The sequence below is a fragment of the Sphingosinithalassobacter tenebrarum genome (assembly GCF_011057975.1).
Lineage (GTDB): Bacteria > Pseudomonadota > Alphaproteobacteria > Sphingomonadales > Sphingomonadaceae > Sphingomonas > Sphingomonas tenebrarum.
Genome location: NZ_CP049109.1, coordinates 2541197 through 2556720, shown reverse-complemented (window position 1 = coordinate 2556720; position 15524 = coordinate 2541197). Strand labels below are relative to the sequence as shown.

Genomic DNA, 15524 nt, shown 5'->3' with positions numbered 1-15524 from the left:
CGCGCGCCACCTCCCCCGCCGGGGGAGGAACGATTCAGCTTGTGAACTTCTCGCCTTTTTCCGCCTTTTCGCGGAGCAAAGGCGCGACTTCGAGGCCGTGTTTTTCGAGGCCGGCGACGATCTTCTTTGCGCCTTCGGTGTCCGCCCAGAACATCGGGCCGCCGCGATAGGGAGGCCAGCCATAGCCGTAGATCCAGACGATATCGATGTCGCTCGCGCGCTGGGCGATGCCCTCGGCAAGGATCTTCGCGCCTTCGCTGACCATCGGATACAGCGTGCGCTCGACGATTTCCTCGTCGGTCACTTCATGCTGCTGCGCGCCCTTCTTCTTGCGGAATTCCTCGAGGATTTCGGCAACACGCGGGCTCGGCGTCGGATTGCGCTTGTCGTCGTAATCGTAATAGCCCGCCTTTTTCTTCTGGCCCCAGCGGCCCTCGGCGCAGAGCGCGTCGCGGATGCTTTCAATCCTCTCGGGATCGCGGTGCCAGCCGATATCGGTACCGGCGAGATCGGCCATCTGGAACGGGCCCATCGGCATGCCGAAATCGACATGGACCTTGTCGATCTGCTGCGGCGTGGCGCCTTCCATCAGCAGCGCTTCGGCTTCGAGCTGGCGCGGGAAGAGCATCCGGTTGCCGATGAAACCCATGCAGACGCCGGCGACGACGGCGACCTTCCTGATCTTCTTCGACAGTGCCATGACGGTGGCGAGCACGTCCTTGTCGGTCTTCGCGCCGCGGACGATTTCGAGCAGCTTCATCACATTGGCGGGCGAAAAGAAGTGCATGCCCAGCACGTCGCCCGGCCGCGAGGTGGCTGCGGCGATCTCGTCGATCGAGAGATAGCTGGTGTTCGAGGCGAGGATAGCGCCCGGTTTGGCGATCTTGTCGAGCTTGCCGAACACGTCCTTCTTGACGTCCATGCTTTCATAGACGGCTTCGATGATCAGATCGCAATCGGCGAGGTCATCCATGCTCAGCGTCGGGGTGAGCAGGCCCATCGCGCCTTCCACCTGTTCGGTGGTGATGCGGCCCTTGGCGGCGGTATTCTCGTAATTCTTGCGGATCACGCCGACGCCGCGATCGAGCGCTTCCTGCTGCATCTCGACGATCGTCACCGGGATGCCTGCCGACAGGAAGTTCATCGTGATGCCGCCGCCCATCGTGCCGGCGCCGATCACGCCGACCTTCTTGATGTCGCGCAGCCTGGTGTCCTTGGGCACGTCGTCGATCTTCGATGCGGCACGCTCGGCGAAGAAGACGTGGCGCAGCGCGGCGGACTGAACGCTCATCACCAGCTTGAAGAAGGCGGCGCGCTCGCGCTCGACACCTTCGCTATAGGGCTTGTTCCAGGTTTCCTCGACCACCGAGATGATTTCATAGGGCGCTTCATAGCCGCGCATCTTGCGGGCATTGGCGGCCTTGAATTCCTCGAACATGCCAGCGTCGCCGTCGACCTTGCGCTCGCTGGTGCGCGGGAGCGGGCTGGTGCCGATCACTTCGCGGGCATAGGCAAGCGCGTCTTCGAGCAGGCTGTCCTCGCTCGCGAGACGATCGACCAGACCGGCCTCCTTCGCCTTCTTCGCCGAGATGGGATCGCCGCCGGTCATCATGCCGAGCGCGGCGGGGATGCCGATCACGCGCGGCAGCCGCTGGGTGCCGCCCGCGCCGGGCAGGATGCCGAGCTTGACTTCGGGCAGGCCGAGCTTCGCCGAGGGGACGGCGATGCGATAATGGCAGGAGAGCGCGACTTCGCAGCCGCCGCCCAATGCGGTGCCGTGAATCGCCGCGACGACCGGCTTGTCGAGCGCTTCGATCTCGTCGACGACCTGCGGCAGGCCGGGGTCCTTCATGCCGGTGGCGAATTCGGTGATGTCGGCGCCGGCGAAGAAAGTGCGGCCCTTGCACGCGATCACCACCGCCTTGACCGAATCGTCGCCCGCGGCTTCCTGAACGCCCGCCTGAAGACCCAGACGGACGTCATGGCCGAGCGCGTTGACCGGCTGATTGTCCGACCAGATGACGAGAATTTCGCCCTGACGTTCGGTGGTTACTGCGGACATTGGTGTCTTTCTCCTGTGATCGTTGCCGGCGGCTCAGGTGAGCGCCGAATAGATGAGTGTCTTGAGTTCGCGCCGGATCGGGAAGGCCGTCGAGGGCGAAACCTGAGTCATGAATATCATGTGGAGATGCTCGACGGGGTCGATGAAAAACGCCGTCGAGAACATTCCGCCCCAGTAATATTCGCCCGCGCTGCCCGGGATCAGCGATTGGACCGGATCGGTGGTGATCGCAAAGCCGAGGCCGAAACCGGTGCCGGCATTGGTCGCCTCGCTGAACAAGGATTGCGACATGGTGGCAAGGTCGCCGCCGCCTGGCAGATGGTTCGCGGTCATCAGATCGAGCGTCTTGCGACCGACGATCCGCGCGCCGTCGAGTTCCCCGCCGTTCAGGCACATGCGGCAGAAGCGGTGATAATCGAGCGCGGTCGAGACGAGACCGCCGCCGCCCGACACCAGCGTGGGCGGTCCGCTCCAATAGGATTGCGCGCCGCGATCATATATCACCCGGCCCTTGCCGGGGACGAGCGCGTAGCAATCGGTCAGCCGGTCGATCTTGTCCTCGGGCACATGGAAGAAGCTGTCTTCCATGCCCAGCGGGGCGAAGATGCGTTCGGCGAAGAAGCGTTCGAGCGGCATGTCCGATACGCGCTGGACCACTGCCCCCAGCACGTCGGTCGACACCGAGTAATTCCATGCCTCGCCCGGCGAGAATTCGAGCGGCAGCTTGCCGAGCGCGGCGAGAAATCCGTCGAGATCGAGATTGCCGTACCAGTTCTCGATCTTGTCCTCGCGATAGGCGGCATCGACATTCGACCGGTTCTGGAAGCTGTAGGTGAGGCCCGATGTGTGGCGCAGCAGATCGACCATCAACATCGGCCGCGCGGGTCGCGTTGTCTGGAACGGCACGCCCGCGCCGCCGCCGGCATAGACGCCGACCTCGGCAAGTTCGGGGATGACGCTTGCCACCGGCGTGTCGAGCGCGACGAGCCCCTGCTCGACCAGCATCATGAACGCAGTCGACGTGATCGGCTTGGTCATCGAGGCGATGCGGAACAGCGAGCTTTCATCGACCGGCGCGCCGCCTTCGCGCGCCGCGCCTTGATGCGAGAAATGGACGATTTCGCCGTGCCGCGCGATCAGCAGCTGGGCATGCGGGAGGCGCCCGCTATCGAGATAGCGTTCCTTCAGAAACGCGTCGATCCGTGCCAGGCTGGCGCCGCTGATTCCATGCGTTTCCGGTTCTGCCAATCGCATGGGTTGGTCCATACCCCCTATTCGAAAACTCACCAAGGCAATTTCTCGCCGGCTCGCGCCGTTTCGTCTCCCTATTGCGCCACAGCGTCGCTAAAGCAACAGCAACCTTGCTTTTTTCATTCGGATCGCGACAAACCCGAAATTCAAGATATGAGAATCGCAAGAGGATGTCATGACCAGCGAAGCGCTTGTTCCGCTCGATCCCGCATGGCCGGCGATGACGCTGGCGCAAACCGATGCGTTGCTTACCGCGCCAGGCGCCCGGTTCGAAATGGAAACGGTCGATATCGCCGGCGTGGCGACGCGGACGTGGAAGAACGCCCCGCCGACGTTACGGTTTCTGGCGCAGGCGATCCGCGCGCATGGCGGGCGCGTGTTCACGGTCTATCAGGATGAGCGTGTCACCTATGAAGCGAACTGGCGCGCGACGGCGCAACTGGCCAACCAACTGTGGAGCATGGGGGTGCGCAAGGGCGACCGCGTGGCGATCGCGATGCGCAACCTCCCCGAATGGCCGGTGGCCTTTTTCGCCGCGGCGAGCATCGGTGCGATCGCGGTGCCGCTCAACGCATGGTGGGTGGGCGAGGAGCTGGCCTATGGCCTGTCCGATTCGGGCGCGAAGGTCGCGATTCTTGACGGCCAGCGGCACGATCGTCTGACGCCGCATTACGATGCGCTGCCCGATCTGGAACATGTCATCGTGTCGCGCGCCGATGCGTCGCTGGAGGGGCCGAAATTCCATCGGCTGGAGGTGCTGATCGGCACGCCGAACGATTGGGCGGGACTGGACGATGTCGCGCTCCCCGATGTGGAAATCGCGCCCGATGACGCGGCCACCATCTTCTATACCAGCGGCACGACGGGTCAGGCGAAGGGCGCGCTGGGCACGCATCGCAACATCTGCTCGAACATCCTGTCCGCGGGCTATGTTCAGGCGCGCGGCATGTTGCGGCGGGGGGAGACGCCGGGCGAACCGGCGCCCAAGGTGTCGCTGCTCGTCATCCCGCTGTTCCACGTCACGGCATGCAGCGCGGCGCTGATGCCCGGCGTCGTCACCGGATCGACGGTGATCTTCATGCGCAGATGGGACCCGCTCGAAGCGATGGCGATCATCGAACGGGAGAAGGTGCAGTTCACCGGCGGCGTGCCGACCATCGCGTGGCAATTGCTCGAACATCCCGAGCGCGACAAATATGATCTCTCCTCGCTCGACACGATTTCCTATGGTGGCGCGCCCTCCGCGCCCGAACTGGTCAAGCGGATTTACAAGGAATTCGGCGCGCTGCCCGGCAATGGCTGGGGGATGACCGAGACAATGGCGACGGTGACGCAGCATAGCGGCGAGGACTATCTCAACCGCCCGACGAGTTGTGGTCCGCCGGTGCCGGTGGCGGAATTGAAGATCGTTTCGCAGGAAACGGGCGAGACACTGCCGACCGGCGACGTCGGCGAGCTATGGGCCAGGGGGCCGATGGTCGTGAAAGGATACTGGAACAAGCCCGAGGCGAGCGCGGAGACCTTCGTCGACGGCTGGGTGAAGACCGGCGACCTGGCGCGGCTCGATGAGGAGGGCTTCTGCTATATCGTCGACCGGGCGAAGGACATCATCATCCGCGGCGGCGAGAATATCTATTCGAGCGAAGTCGAGGACGTGCTTTACGCGCATCCGGCGGTGATCGATGCGGCGCTGGTCGGCATCCCGCACCATCAGCTGGGCGAGCAGCCGGGCGCGGTGGTGCATCTCGCGCCGGGGGCGAGTGCCAGCGAGGATGAACTGCGCGCGTGGGTCGGGCGGCATCTCGCGGCGTTCAAGGTGCCGGTTGCGGTGAAATTCACCGACGCGGTGCTGCCGCGCAATGCCAATGGGAAGATATTGAAGACCGAGCTGCGCGGACTGTTCGCGGCGGAGGAGGCTTAGCGGTTGCGCTTGCTTCGCGGTTCATTCCGAATGCGCGATGACGTGCTTCACCGCCGCTTGCCACCCCGCCAGTCGCGCCTGGCGCGCGTCCTCGCTCAGCTTGGGTTCGAACGTCTCGATCGCGCCGCGCATGACGTCGGCGTCCTTTAGCGAGGCGAAGATGCCGCAGCCTCGGGCCGCCAGCATCGCGGCGCCGAGCGCCGTCGTCTCCGCCATTACCGGGCGCTCGACGGGGATGCCGAGAATGTCGGCCATGTCCTGTGCGATCCAGTCGTTCGCGACCATGCCGCCGTCGATGCGTAGCCTGCTCCAGTCGTCGCCGTCGGCGGCGAAGGCGGTCTTGAGGTCGTGCGTCTGGAGCGCCTGTGCCTCCAGCGCGGCGCGCACGATATGCGCCTTGCCGGTGGCGAAGCTGAGGCCGGAGATGGCGGCGCGTGCCTCGGGTTCCCACCAGGGCGCGCCGAGCCCGGCGAGCGCGGGGACAAGGTAGACGCCGCCATTGTCTGTAATCGAGCGGGCGAATTTCTCCGTCTCGTCGGCGCTTTCGATCAGGCCGAGCGAATCGCGCAACCACTGGATCAGGCTGCCGGCGACGAACACCGCGCCTTCAAGCGCATAGGCACGGCGCCCGTCGAACTGCCATAGCACAGTGGCAAGGAGGCGGTTCTTCGAGGCAGGCGGCGTTGCGCCGGCATTCGCCAGCACGAAGGCGCCAGTGCCATATGTCCCCTTCGCCTCGCCGCGTCGGAAACAGCCCTGGCCTATCGTCGCCGCCTGCTGGTCGCCCGCAAGCCCGCAGATCGGGATTTCGCCGCCGAGCAGCTTGGTGGTGCCGAAATCGCCCGCGCTGTCGACGATACGGGGCAGGGCAGTGCGCGGCACGCCGAACAGGTCGAGCAGGCCATCGTCCCAATTTCCCGAGCCGAGCGCCATCAGCAGCGTGCGCGAGGCATTGGTGGCGTCGGTGATGTGGAGCCCGCCGGTGAGCTTCCACACCAGCCAGCTTTCGACCGTGCCGATCGCGAGCCGGTCGCCCGCGCCCTTAAGCTGCGGCCAGTGCTCCATTGCCCAGGCGATCTTGGTGCCCGAGAAATAGGGATCGAGGAGAAGTCCGGTGCGCGCCTGCACGCCAGGCTCCTCGCCGCGTTCCTTGAGGCGGCGGCAGAGCGACGCCGTGCGCCGGTCCTGCCAGACGATCGCGGGCGCCAGCGGCTCGCCGGTGGTGCGATCCCAGAAGACGATGGTTTCGCGCTGATTGGCGATGCCGATCGCGGCGATTGCCTCCGGCCCGCCCGCCTTGTTCACGACCGCGTGCGCGCAATCGAGCGAATTGCGCCAGATCTCGTTGGCGTCGTGTTCGACCAGCCCGTGCGCGGGATAATTTTGCGTCAACGGCATCACATGGCTGCCGTGCACGCGACCGTCCGGCCCGAACAGCATCGCGCGCGTGGACGTGGTTCCTTCGTCGATGACGAGCAGCATCTCTCCCATTCCCGATGCTTAGCCGGGATTACAAGCGCCGCAAACCGCGCTAGAGCGTTGGGAGGATTTGGCGACTTTGCGTTCGTCACCCTGAACTTGTTTCAGGGTCCACTGGTCCGCAAACCCGAAGGGTTCGGTTTTCGCGGCGCCGTGGATGCTGAAACAAGTTCAGCATGGCGAGTTTGTTGGTGATGGCGGGAAAGGCAAAGAGTGAACGGGGACATGAGCGCACGGGAGGATCAGCAGGAACCGACGACGCCGGTTTCGCCGCCCGCGCCGGTGCCTTCCATGCCCGATGAAAGCGCGATCGAGCTTCGGCGCGACCGGCTGCTCGCCGGGCTGACGCTGATGGCGGGGATCGCGCTGCTGCTTGCGCTGCCCTTTGCATTGCATGCCGGATCGGAATTCTTCCTGCCGCTCACCGCCGCGCTGGTGATCGCAGTCGCGCTGGTTCCGCTGCTCGAATGGCTCGAGCGGCATCGCGTGCCCGCGCCGCTCGCCTCGCTCGCCTGCGTCGTGCTGTTCGTCGTCGCGGTCAACGCGGCGCTGGCGTTGATCGTGGTGCCGGCATGGCAGTGGATCCGCCTGCTTCCCGACCGGATCGACTTGATCCAGGCCAATCTTCGCCCGCTGATCGACCTGTATTCGAACCTGCAGCAATTCGTTGACGATACACTGCGCAATTTCGTGTCGGGGCCGATTCAGGAGCCGGTCGCGGTCGCCGGGCCGCCGCCGCGCTCGCTGGTCGATCTGGTGACGTCCTCGGCGCCGAACGTGCTGATCCAGCTGTTCTTCGCAGTGCTGGTCATCTATTTCTTTCTTTCCGGCTGGACCCGGCTGCGCAAGAAGGCGATCACCAGCCGGTCGAGCTTCGGCGGCGCGATGGCCACGGCGCGCGTCATTCAGGACGTGGTCGATGATACGTCGGCCTATCTCGGTACGATCACCTTCATCAATCTGCTGCTCGGGCTGTTCGTCGCGGGGTGCCTGTGGATGATCGACATGCCGACGCCGCTGATGTGGGGCGGCATCGTGACGCTGCTCAACTATGTTCCCTATTTCGGGCCGGTGCTTGCCGCGATCCTGCTCGGGCTGGGCGGGCTGATGACCTTTTCCGACATCTGGCTGGCGCTGCTGCCCGCGGTGATCGTGATCGGCGCGCATCTGGTTGAGGCGAATCTGATCACGCCGCTGGTGGTCGGACACCGTCTGACGATCAGCCCGTTGCTGATTCTCGTCTCGCTGAGCTTCTGGAGCTGGGTGTGGGGCACGCCGGGCGCGCTTCTGGCGGTGCCGCTGCTGATCATTATCCAGACCGTGCTGGAAGCTGCGGGGACACCCGATATCGCCGGATTCCTGTTCGAAAAGGGTACGCTGGTGCAGGACCACAAGCTGCGAAGGCAGCAACGTGCGCCGGGGGATGAGCATTCGGGTTGACAGCCCCCAAAGCCTCCCCTAACAGCGCCGCTCTCGCAGATACGCGGGTGTAGCTCAGTTGGTTAGAGCGCCGGCCTGTCACGCCGGAGGTCGCGGGTTCGAGCCCCGTCACTCGCGCCACTTCCCTTGTCGGGAAGTGGCGTAGCGGTTACCAAGAAAATTCGGGCTTCTAAACTAATCCACGCGACAGTTTGAGCGCTTCAAGCGCGATGTCGGCGACGCGGCGCAGCCATTTCGGGAGCCGCTGAAGCAATTTCTCGACGCTTCCGTAGACCGTCTCACAGTCCTCCACGACGCGCTCGCTGAGCAGGTCCACGGGTTCGCTGACAAAAATAGCGTCCATCTCTTCCAGAGTAGCACGGCTGGCTTCCGAAAGCAGTTCACGGTGGCGAAACGCAATGAACAGCAATTCGCTGTTGAGAAAGGCGAATGCCGCCATGCTGGCGGGATCGTCATACGGCTCGTCGTGCACGATATACTCGCGCCAATCGCTATATTGTAGCTCCCCCAAGCGCGGTTCCGCGTCAGCCCAGAGCGTGTTCATCCCTTCAGCTAGCCAGCGCTGCCGCAAGCCTAGCTCGTTGCGGGCGATCGCTAGCTTCACCAGGGTTTCGGCGAACAGGCCAAGCGCCTGCCCCATATCGGCCGGTGCGGCCGCGCCTCTCAGGTCTCCCATTTCTCTTCTCCCGTTGTTCTGCGCGAGAGTATATCAGGAATAGAGGTCGGGTTGGGTCCGGCTATCTCGTCCGAATCGAAGCTATCACCCGCGCCAGCGGCCGGTCTCCATCCAGCGCAGCAGCGGCTTGAGCGGCGCGATCCAGATCCAGACCAGGCCGAAAAAGACGTAGATCAGCAATTGCAGCCACATGGGCAGCGTCGCCAGCGTCGTGGCGAAACTGGCGATCAGAACGACCCAGACGAGGATGAACAGGCAGATGGCGATCATGCCCACCGGCTTGCGCCAGCTGGGTTGCCATTCGGGATCGGTCATAAGGCTGCCTTGCTGAACAGGCCGCGTTCGGTGACCACGGCATCGAGCGGTTCGTCCCAGCTTTCGACGGGAACGGCGGGTACTTCCTGGATCGACCATGCCACGCCGACCCGCAATGCATTTCCGAAATGGGCGAAGGCGCGGTCATAATAACCGCGTCCCTGGCCGAGCCGGTGGAGTGCGTCGTCGAATGCGAGCAGCGGCGTCAGGATGATGTCGGGCACCAGTTCCTCGGCATGGCGAAGCGGCTGGCGGATGGCGTGATTGTTGACTTCGGTCTCGTCGCCCGGCGTCCATTCGAGGAAGCGCATCGGCACTGCGGGCGTTTCGATATAGGGCAAGGCGATCCGCGCGCCGAGTTCGCGCGCCCGTTGTGCGAGCGGGCCGGGGTCGGCCTCGAATCGCATCGGCAGATAGGCGGCGATGACGGTGCCTTTGGCGATGCGCCGTTCAAGCAGCGCAGGCAGGGCTATGTCGGGCAATCCGCCGGCCATCACGAAGCCGCGACGCAGACTGCGTATTTCCCTGCGCAGCGCCTGTTTCTCTTCAGCCAGCGATTTCAATTGCGCGCTTCCTATGTGGCGGGACCACCTTGGGCCGTTTGCTTGAATATCCTCTGACGCCAGTAACGTCAGGTGGGCGCCGTTTGCATCGGGCCAGGGCCCGGACAGGGACAGCTCCCTTGGATGTTTCTATCGCCTCAGGGATAATCGCTAAAGCTCGCACCGGGCAGTACCCGCCAACCCCAATTTAGGCGGTGGCGGGGTCTTCCTCAAGTGCCGCCGCGACGGCTTCGAGCCGATCGGCGAGATTTTCGAGCAGGACCGGCGAAACGCCCGACGGCGGGTTGCGCTGCGCCTCGTCGAGCAGGTCGGCGAGAATCAGCGACAGGTAGAGCAGGGTCCGCTCGCTGTTGAGCCCGCCCGACGCGCGCTGTGCGGTCTGCGCATGTTCGGCGATCAGCGATTCGAGGCGCTTCAGATGCGGTTCCTCGCCGTCGCGGCACGAAACCGAATAGCTGCGCCCGGCGATCGAAAGCGAAACTTCAGCCATTGGGGCGATCCTCACGCGCGATCAGATTGTCGAGCGCCGCCACCGCTTCCTCGATTCGGCTGCGCAGCACCGCATGGCGCCGGGCAAGCCGTTCCGACGCGAAAGCGCGGGCGCTCGCGGCTGCTTCGATCCGTTCCAGAGCGCGGTCGATCCGCGCGGAGGCGTCATTGGAGGGTGTGTCCGCCATGCGCACGCCACTAGCATGGCGATGGCGCGCGACAACCCCAGAAGCGTCTACGCTGCGGCGAACCGCAGGCGTGCGTGGTTGACGTGCGGGCGGGAGGGTTTCAAAGGCGGGCGCGACTCGATTCGCCGCATGTCGCGGCAAGGGCCGCGGACTTGGGCTTCGCGGCGTCAAGGGAGCGTAATGACCGCGTCTTTCAAGGACTGCGCAAACGCCGTTCGCGCGCTTGCGATGGATGCCGTCGAGGCGGCGAATTCCGGCCATCCGGGCATGCCGATGGGCATGGCCGATGTCGCGACGGTGCTGTTTCACGACTATCTGAAATATGATGCCGCCGATCCCCACTGGCCCGATCGCGATCGATTCGTGCTGTCGGCGGGGCACGGCTCGATGCTGCTCTATGCGTCGCTGTATCTGAGCGGCTATGCCCGTCCGACGCTGGAGGACATCAAAAACTTCCGCCAGGTGGGCAGCCCCTGCGCGGGGCACCCGGAAAATTTCGAACTGCCCGGCGTCGAATGCACCACCGGTCCGCTGGGGCAGGGGCTGGCGATGGCGGTTGGCATGGCGATGGCCGAGCGACACCTGAACGCGGTTTACGACGATTCGATCGTCGACCACCGCACCTGGGTGATTGCGGGCGACGGGTGCCTGATGGAAGGCATCAACCATGAGGCGATCGGTCTGGCCGGGCATCTGAAGCTGGGCCGCCTCAATGTGTTCTGGGACGACAACGACATCACCATCGACGGCAAGGTGAGCCTTTCGTCGAGCGAGGATATCCCGGCGCGCTATGCCGCGACCGGCTGGCATGTCGTCGAATGCGACGGCCATGACGAAGCGAGCATCAAGGCGGCGATCGACGCGGCGCTGGCCGATGACCGCCCCTCGCTGATCCGTTGCAAGACCGTGATCGGCAAGGGCGCGCCGACCAAGTCGGGTACGTCGGGCGTGCATGGGTCGCCGCTCGGCGCCGAGGAAATCGCCGGCGCCCGCGAGGCGCTCGGCTGGAACCACCCGCCCTTCGTCATCCCCGACGATGTGCGCGAGACCTGGCTCGCGGCCGGAAAGCGCGGCGGCGAAGCCAATGTCGCGTGGCAGGGCCGTCTCGCAAGCCATTCGGACAAGGGCGAATTCGAACGTCGCATGGCGGGCGATCTGCCCGATGGCTTCAGCCTCGACGATTATGTCGCGGAATTGCTCGCCGATCCGAAGAAGGTCGCGACGCGCAAGGCGTCCGAAATGGCGCTGGGCGCGATCAACGATCTGCTGCCCGAAACGATCGGCGGTTCGGCCGATCTGACGGGCTCCAACAACACCAAGACCAAATCGACCGGCCCGCTGACCGCCGAGGATTATGCCGGCCGCTATGTCTATTACGGCATTCGCGAATTCGGCATGGCCGCGGCGATGAACGGCATGGCGCTGCACGGCGGCGTCATTCCCTATGGCGGCACGTTCCTGGTCTTTTCCGACTATTGCCGCCCGGCGATCCGCCTGTCGGCGCTGCAGCATTGTCGCGTCGTCTATGTGATGACGCATGATTCGATCGGGCTCGGCGAAGACGGGCCAACGCACCAACCGATCGAGCATGTGATGAGCCTGCGCCTCGTCCCCAATCTCGAAGTCTGGCGCCCGTGCGACACGATCGAGACCGCCGAGGCGTGGCAGGCATCGCTTGAGAAGAAGGACGGGCCGAGCCTGCTTGCGCTGTCGCGCCAGAACTTGCCGCAGCTTCGCGCCAGCGGCGGCATGCAGGCGGCGAAAGGCGGCTATCGCCTCCATGCCGCCGAGGCGCCGCGCAGGCTGGTGCTGATCGCGACGGGTTCGGAAGTCGAACTGGCGGTCGCGGTGCGCGAGCAGCTGGAAGGGGAAGGCATCGGTGCCGATGTCGTCTCGATGCCCTGCTGGGAACGCTTTGACGCGCAGCCGGAAGGCTATCGCGCCGACATTCTCCCCAGCGATGTTCTGCGCGTTTCGATCGAAGCGGGTACCACTATGGGCTGGGAACGCTACACGGGGCTCGACGGCATGCGTTTCGGGCTCGACAGCTTTGGAGCCTCGGGGCCCGCTTTGCGCCTGTTCGAACATTTCGGCCTGACTGCGGAGGCCATCGTTCCGCAGATTATCGAGCGTCTTAACGCCTAAGGGAGACACAGCAGATGACGAAGGTAGCGATCAACGGGTTCGGACGTATCGGCCGTCTGGTGGCCCGCGCGATCCTCGAGCGCCCCGATAGCGGGCTGGAACTGGTGACGATCAACGATCTCGCCGACGCCAAGTCCAATGCGTGGCTGTTCTCGCGCGACAGCGTGCACGGCAAATATCCCGGCACCGTCGAAGCGGACGGCAACGACATCGTCATCGACGGCAAGCGCATCAAGGTGACCGCCGAGCGCGATCCCGCCAATCTGCCGCACGCCGAAAACGGCGTCGAACTGGTGCTCGAATGCACCGGCTTCTTCACCAAGCGCACCGACGCGCAGAAGCATATCGAGGCCGGCGCCAAGAAGGTGCTGATCTCCGCGCCGGGCAAGGAAGTCGACCTGACCGTCGTCTATGGCGTCAATCACGACAAGCTGACCGCCGATCACAAGATCGTTTCGAACGCGTCGTGCACGACCAACTGCCTCGCGCCGGTCGCCAAGGTGCTGAACGACGCGATCGGCATCGAGCGCGGTCTGATGACGACGATCCACGCCTATACCAACGACCAGAAGATCCTCGACCAGATCCACCCGGACCTGCGCCGTGCGCGTGCCGCCGGCATGTCGATGATCCCGACGACGACGGGCGCCGCCCGCGCGGTGGGCGAAGTGCTGCCCGAGCTCAAGGGCAAGCTCGACGGTTCGGCCGTCCGCGTGCCGACCCCGGACGGGTCGCTGGTCGACCTCACCTTCACGCCCAAGCGCGACACCAGCGTCGAGGAAGTCAACAAGCTGCTCAAGGACGCGGCCGAAGGTGCGCTCAAGGGCGTGCTGGAGTTCTCCGACGAGCCGCTGGTTTCGATCGACATTGTCCACACGCCGTTCAGCTCGACGGTCGACAGCCTGGAGACCGCGGTGATCGACGGCAAGCTGGTTCGCGTCGTCAGCTGGTACGACAATGAATGGGGCTTCTCGAACCGCATGGTCGACACCGCCGGGACGATGGCCAAGCTGGGCTGATGCTCGTGCCTTCTCCCGTTGGGTTCGAGCAGCTTCGAGCGAAGCCGAGAAGCGACCGTCGAGAACCGGTTCTCGACTGCGTTCTCGACAAGCTCGAACTTCGTTCGAACCCAACGGACGGGAGTTTGGATCATGGGTAAACTTACCGGCATCGCCCGCCACGATCATCCGCGCGGGCCGATCGAGACGATTGATTCCGTCGAGGTTACGGTGGATGGCGGGCTGCACGGCGATTTTCGCGGCACCGTCCGCGCGCCGGGCAAAGACAAGCGCCAGGTGTCGCTGATCGAGGCGAAGGACTGGGACGCGGCGATGGCCGATGTTGGCCATTCGCTGCCCTGGTGGCATCGCCGGGCGAACCTGCTGGTCGAGGATTTCGATTTGCCGCAGACGCCCGGCGCGCGCATCCGCATCGGTGATGTCGTGCTTGAAGTCACCTGCGAATGCAATCCCTGCAGCCGGATGGACGAGCTGGTCGACGGGCTCAAACTGGCATTGATGCCCGATTGGCGCGGCGGGGCGCTCGCCCGCGTGATTTCGGGCGGCACGATCTCGGTCGGGGGCGGGATTGCAATCGAACAAGATTAGCTGCTGACCATCTTTCACCGTTCGCCCTGAGCCTGTCGAAGGGCGGTTCTTCTCTCGACATACTGCGAGAAGAACAGAATGGTGCTTCGACGAGCTCAGCACCAACGGCAACAGAACGAGGGATCGAATGACGCGCAGCTTCAAGACGCTCGACGATATGGGGGACATCAGCGGCAAGCGCGTGCTGGTCCGCGAGGATCTGAACGTGCCGATGGCCGATGGCGAAGTGACCGACGACACGCGCCTGCGTGCGGCGATGCCGACGGTCGCCGAACTTGCCGACAAGGGCGCCAAGGTGATCGTCCTCGCGCATTTCGGCCGTCCCAAGGGCGAGCGCAAGCCGGAGATGAGCCTCGCGCTCGTCACCAGGCCGTTCGAGGCGGTGCTTGGCCGCCCGGTGCGCTTCATCGACGATCAGGGCGCCGCCGATGCGATCGCGACGATGGAACCGGGCGATATCGGTATTCTTGAGAATACGCGTTTCGATGCGGGCGAGGAAAAGAACGCGCCCGAGACAGTCGATCGGCTCGCCGCGCTCGGCGATTGCTACGTTAACGACGCCTTTTCGGCGGCGCATCGCGCCCATGCCTCGACCGAGGGCCTGGCGCACAAGTTGCCTGCCTTTGCCGGACGCCAGATGGAAGCCGAGCTCGATGCGCTCGACAAGGCGCTGGGCAACCCCGAACACCCCGTCGCGGCGGTGGTCGGCGGGGCGAAGGTTTCGACCAAGCTCGACGTCCTCAAGCATCTCGTCGCCAAGGTCGATCACCTGATCATCGGCGGCGGTATGGCCAACACCTTCCTTGCCGCGCGCGGAGTCGATGTCGGCAAGTCGCTGTGCGAGCACGAGTTGACGCAGACCGCCGAGGAAATCCTCGACGCGGCCGACAAGGCGGGGTGCACGGTGCACCTGCCCTATGACGTGGTGGTTGCGAAGGAATTCGCGGCCAATCCGCCGAGCCTGCGCACCTGCAACGTCCATGAAGTCGCCAAGGACGAGATGATCCTCGACGTCGGCCCCGCCGCCACCGAGGCGCTCGCCGATGCGCTCAAGACCTGCAAGACTCTGGTGTGGAACGGCCCGCTCGGCGCATTCGAGACCAAGCCCTTCGACGCGGCAACTGTGTCGCTCGCGCGTACTGCCGCCGCGTTGACCAAGGAAGGGACGCTGGTGTCCGTCGCCGGGGGCGGCGATACGGTTGCCGCGCTCAATCAGGCGGGGGTTTCGGGCGACTTCAGCTTCGTTTCGACCGCAGGCGGCGCGTTCCTCGAATGGATGGAAGGCAAGGAATTGCCGGGCGTCGCCGCGCTGACTCAGTGAAGGCCAGTAACGCCGTTTCTTCGGCGCATGGTGAATTCGGTTTTACTATTCCGGGCGGCGAAGACAG

The 15524-nt window shown here is 64.6% G+C and carries 14 protein-coding genes and 1 tRNA gene; 7 read left to right on the top strand and 8 right to left on the bottom strand.

Annotated features, from left to right (window positions below; all coding sequences use genetic code 11):
- Positions 1–34 precede the first annotated feature (34 nt).
- Both G5C33_RS12660 and G5C33_RS12655 read right to left on the bottom strand, forming a co-directional pair.
- Positions 35–2062, bottom strand: coding sequence for a 3-hydroxyacyl-CoA dehydrogenase NAD-binding domain-containing protein (locus G5C33_RS12660; protein ID WP_165327546.1), 2028 nt, complete (start codon positions 2060–2062; stop codon positions 35–37).
- Between the two features lie 33 nt (positions 2063–2095).
- A complete protein-coding gene (locus G5C33_RS12655) occupies positions 2096–3316 on the bottom strand; it encodes a serine hydrolase domain-containing protein (RefSeq protein ID WP_228275057.1) in 1221 nt (406 codons plus the stop codon).
- A 172-nt stretch (positions 3317–3488) separates the two neighbouring features.
- Between G5C33_RS12655 and G5C33_RS12650 the strand changes: the two genes are divergently transcribed.
- Positions 3489–5234: a class I adenylate-forming enzyme family protein gene (locus tag G5C33_RS12650; RefSeq protein ID WP_165327544.1), complete on the top strand. Its 1746-nt coding sequence runs from the start codon at positions 3489–3491 to the stop codon at positions 5232–5234.
- Positions 5235–5255: 21 nt separating this feature from the next.
- Here G5C33_RS12650 and G5C33_RS12645 read toward each other — a convergent pair whose 3' ends face one another.
- A complete protein-coding gene (locus tag G5C33_RS12645; RefSeq protein ID WP_165327543.1) occupies positions 5256–6725 on the bottom strand; it encodes an FGGY family carbohydrate kinase in 1470 nt (489 codons plus the stop codon).
- A gap of 213 nt (positions 6726–6938) precedes the next feature.
- Between G5C33_RS12645 and G5C33_RS12640 the strand changes: the two genes are divergently transcribed.
- Together G5C33_RS12640 and G5C33_RS12635 are read left to right on the top strand one after the other, a co-directional pair.
- Positions 6939–8153, top strand: a complete 1215-nt coding sequence (locus tag G5C33_RS12640) for an AI-2E family transporter (protein WP_165327542.1) — start codon at positions 6939–6941, stop codon at positions 8151–8153.
- Between the two features lie 43 nt (positions 8154–8196).
- Positions 8197–8273: transfer RNA gene (locus tag G5C33_RS12635), tRNA-Asp, on the top strand.
- Positions 8274–8322: 49 nt separating this feature from the next.
- On the opposite strand, the gene G5C33_RS12630 is transcribed toward G5C33_RS12635, so the two are convergent.
- From G5C33_RS12630 to G5C33_RS12610, 5 genes are all read right to left on the bottom strand, one after another.
- Positions 8323–8829, bottom strand: a complete 507-nt coding sequence (locus tag G5C33_RS12630) for a hypothetical protein (RefSeq protein ID WP_165327541.1) — start codon at positions 8827–8829, stop codon at positions 8323–8325.
- A gap of 84 nt (positions 8830–8913) precedes the next feature.
- Positions 8914–9144 carry a DUF2842 domain-containing protein gene (locus G5C33_RS12625; RefSeq protein WP_165327540.1) on the bottom strand — a complete coding sequence of 77 codons (231 nt, stop codon included), beginning with the start codon at positions 9142–9144 and terminating at the stop codon, positions 8914–8916.
- Positions 9141–9707, bottom strand: coding sequence for a 5-formyltetrahydrofolate cyclo-ligase (locus tag G5C33_RS12620; RefSeq protein ID WP_165327539.1), 567 nt, complete (start codon positions 9705–9707; stop codon positions 9141–9143). Before G5C33_RS12620 ends, G5C33_RS12625 begins: the two co-directional genes overlap by 4 nt.
- Positions 9708–9894: 187 nt before the next feature.
- On the bottom strand, positions 9895–10197 hold the full coding sequence (locus tag G5C33_RS12615; protein ID WP_165327538.1) for a cell division protein ZapA: 303 nt from the start codon (positions 10195–10197) through the stop codon (positions 9895–9897).
- Complete coding sequence (locus G5C33_RS12610; RefSeq protein WP_165327537.1) at positions 10190–10384, bottom strand: hypothetical protein; 195 nt, start codon at positions 10382–10384, stop codon at positions 10190–10192. Before G5C33_RS12610 ends, G5C33_RS12615 begins: the two co-directional genes overlap by 8 nt.
- Before the next feature lie 180 nt (positions 10385–10564).
- On the opposite strand from G5C33_RS12610, the gene tkt reads away from it, so the two are divergent.
- The 4 genes from tkt (at position 10565) to G5C33_RS12590 (ending at position 15457) form a co-directional block, all read left to right on the top strand.
- Positions 10565–12529, top strand: a complete 1965-nt coding sequence (gene tkt, locus G5C33_RS12605) for a transketolase (RefSeq protein ID WP_165327536.1) — start codon at positions 10565–10567, stop codon at positions 12527–12529.
- A 14-nt stretch (positions 12530–12543) separates the two neighbouring features.
- Positions 12544–13548 carry a type I glyceraldehyde-3-phosphate dehydrogenase gene (gene gap / locus G5C33_RS12600; protein WP_165327535.1) on the top strand — a complete coding sequence of 335 codons (1005 nt, stop codon included), beginning with the start codon at positions 12544–12546 and terminating at the stop codon, positions 13546–13548.
- Between the two features lie 132 nt (positions 13549–13680).
- The gene (locus G5C33_RS12595; RefSeq protein ID WP_165327534.1) at positions 13681–14136 is read left to right on the top strand and encodes an MOSC domain-containing protein; all 456 of its coding nucleotides are present in this window, start codon (positions 13681–13683) and stop codon (positions 14134–14136) included.
- Between the two features lie 127 nt (positions 14137–14263).
- Positions 14264–15457: a phosphoglycerate kinase gene (locus tag G5C33_RS12590; RefSeq protein WP_165327533.1), complete on the top strand. Its 1194-nt coding sequence runs from the start codon at positions 14264–14266 to the stop codon at positions 15455–15457.
- Positions 15458–15524 lie beyond the last annotated feature (67 nt).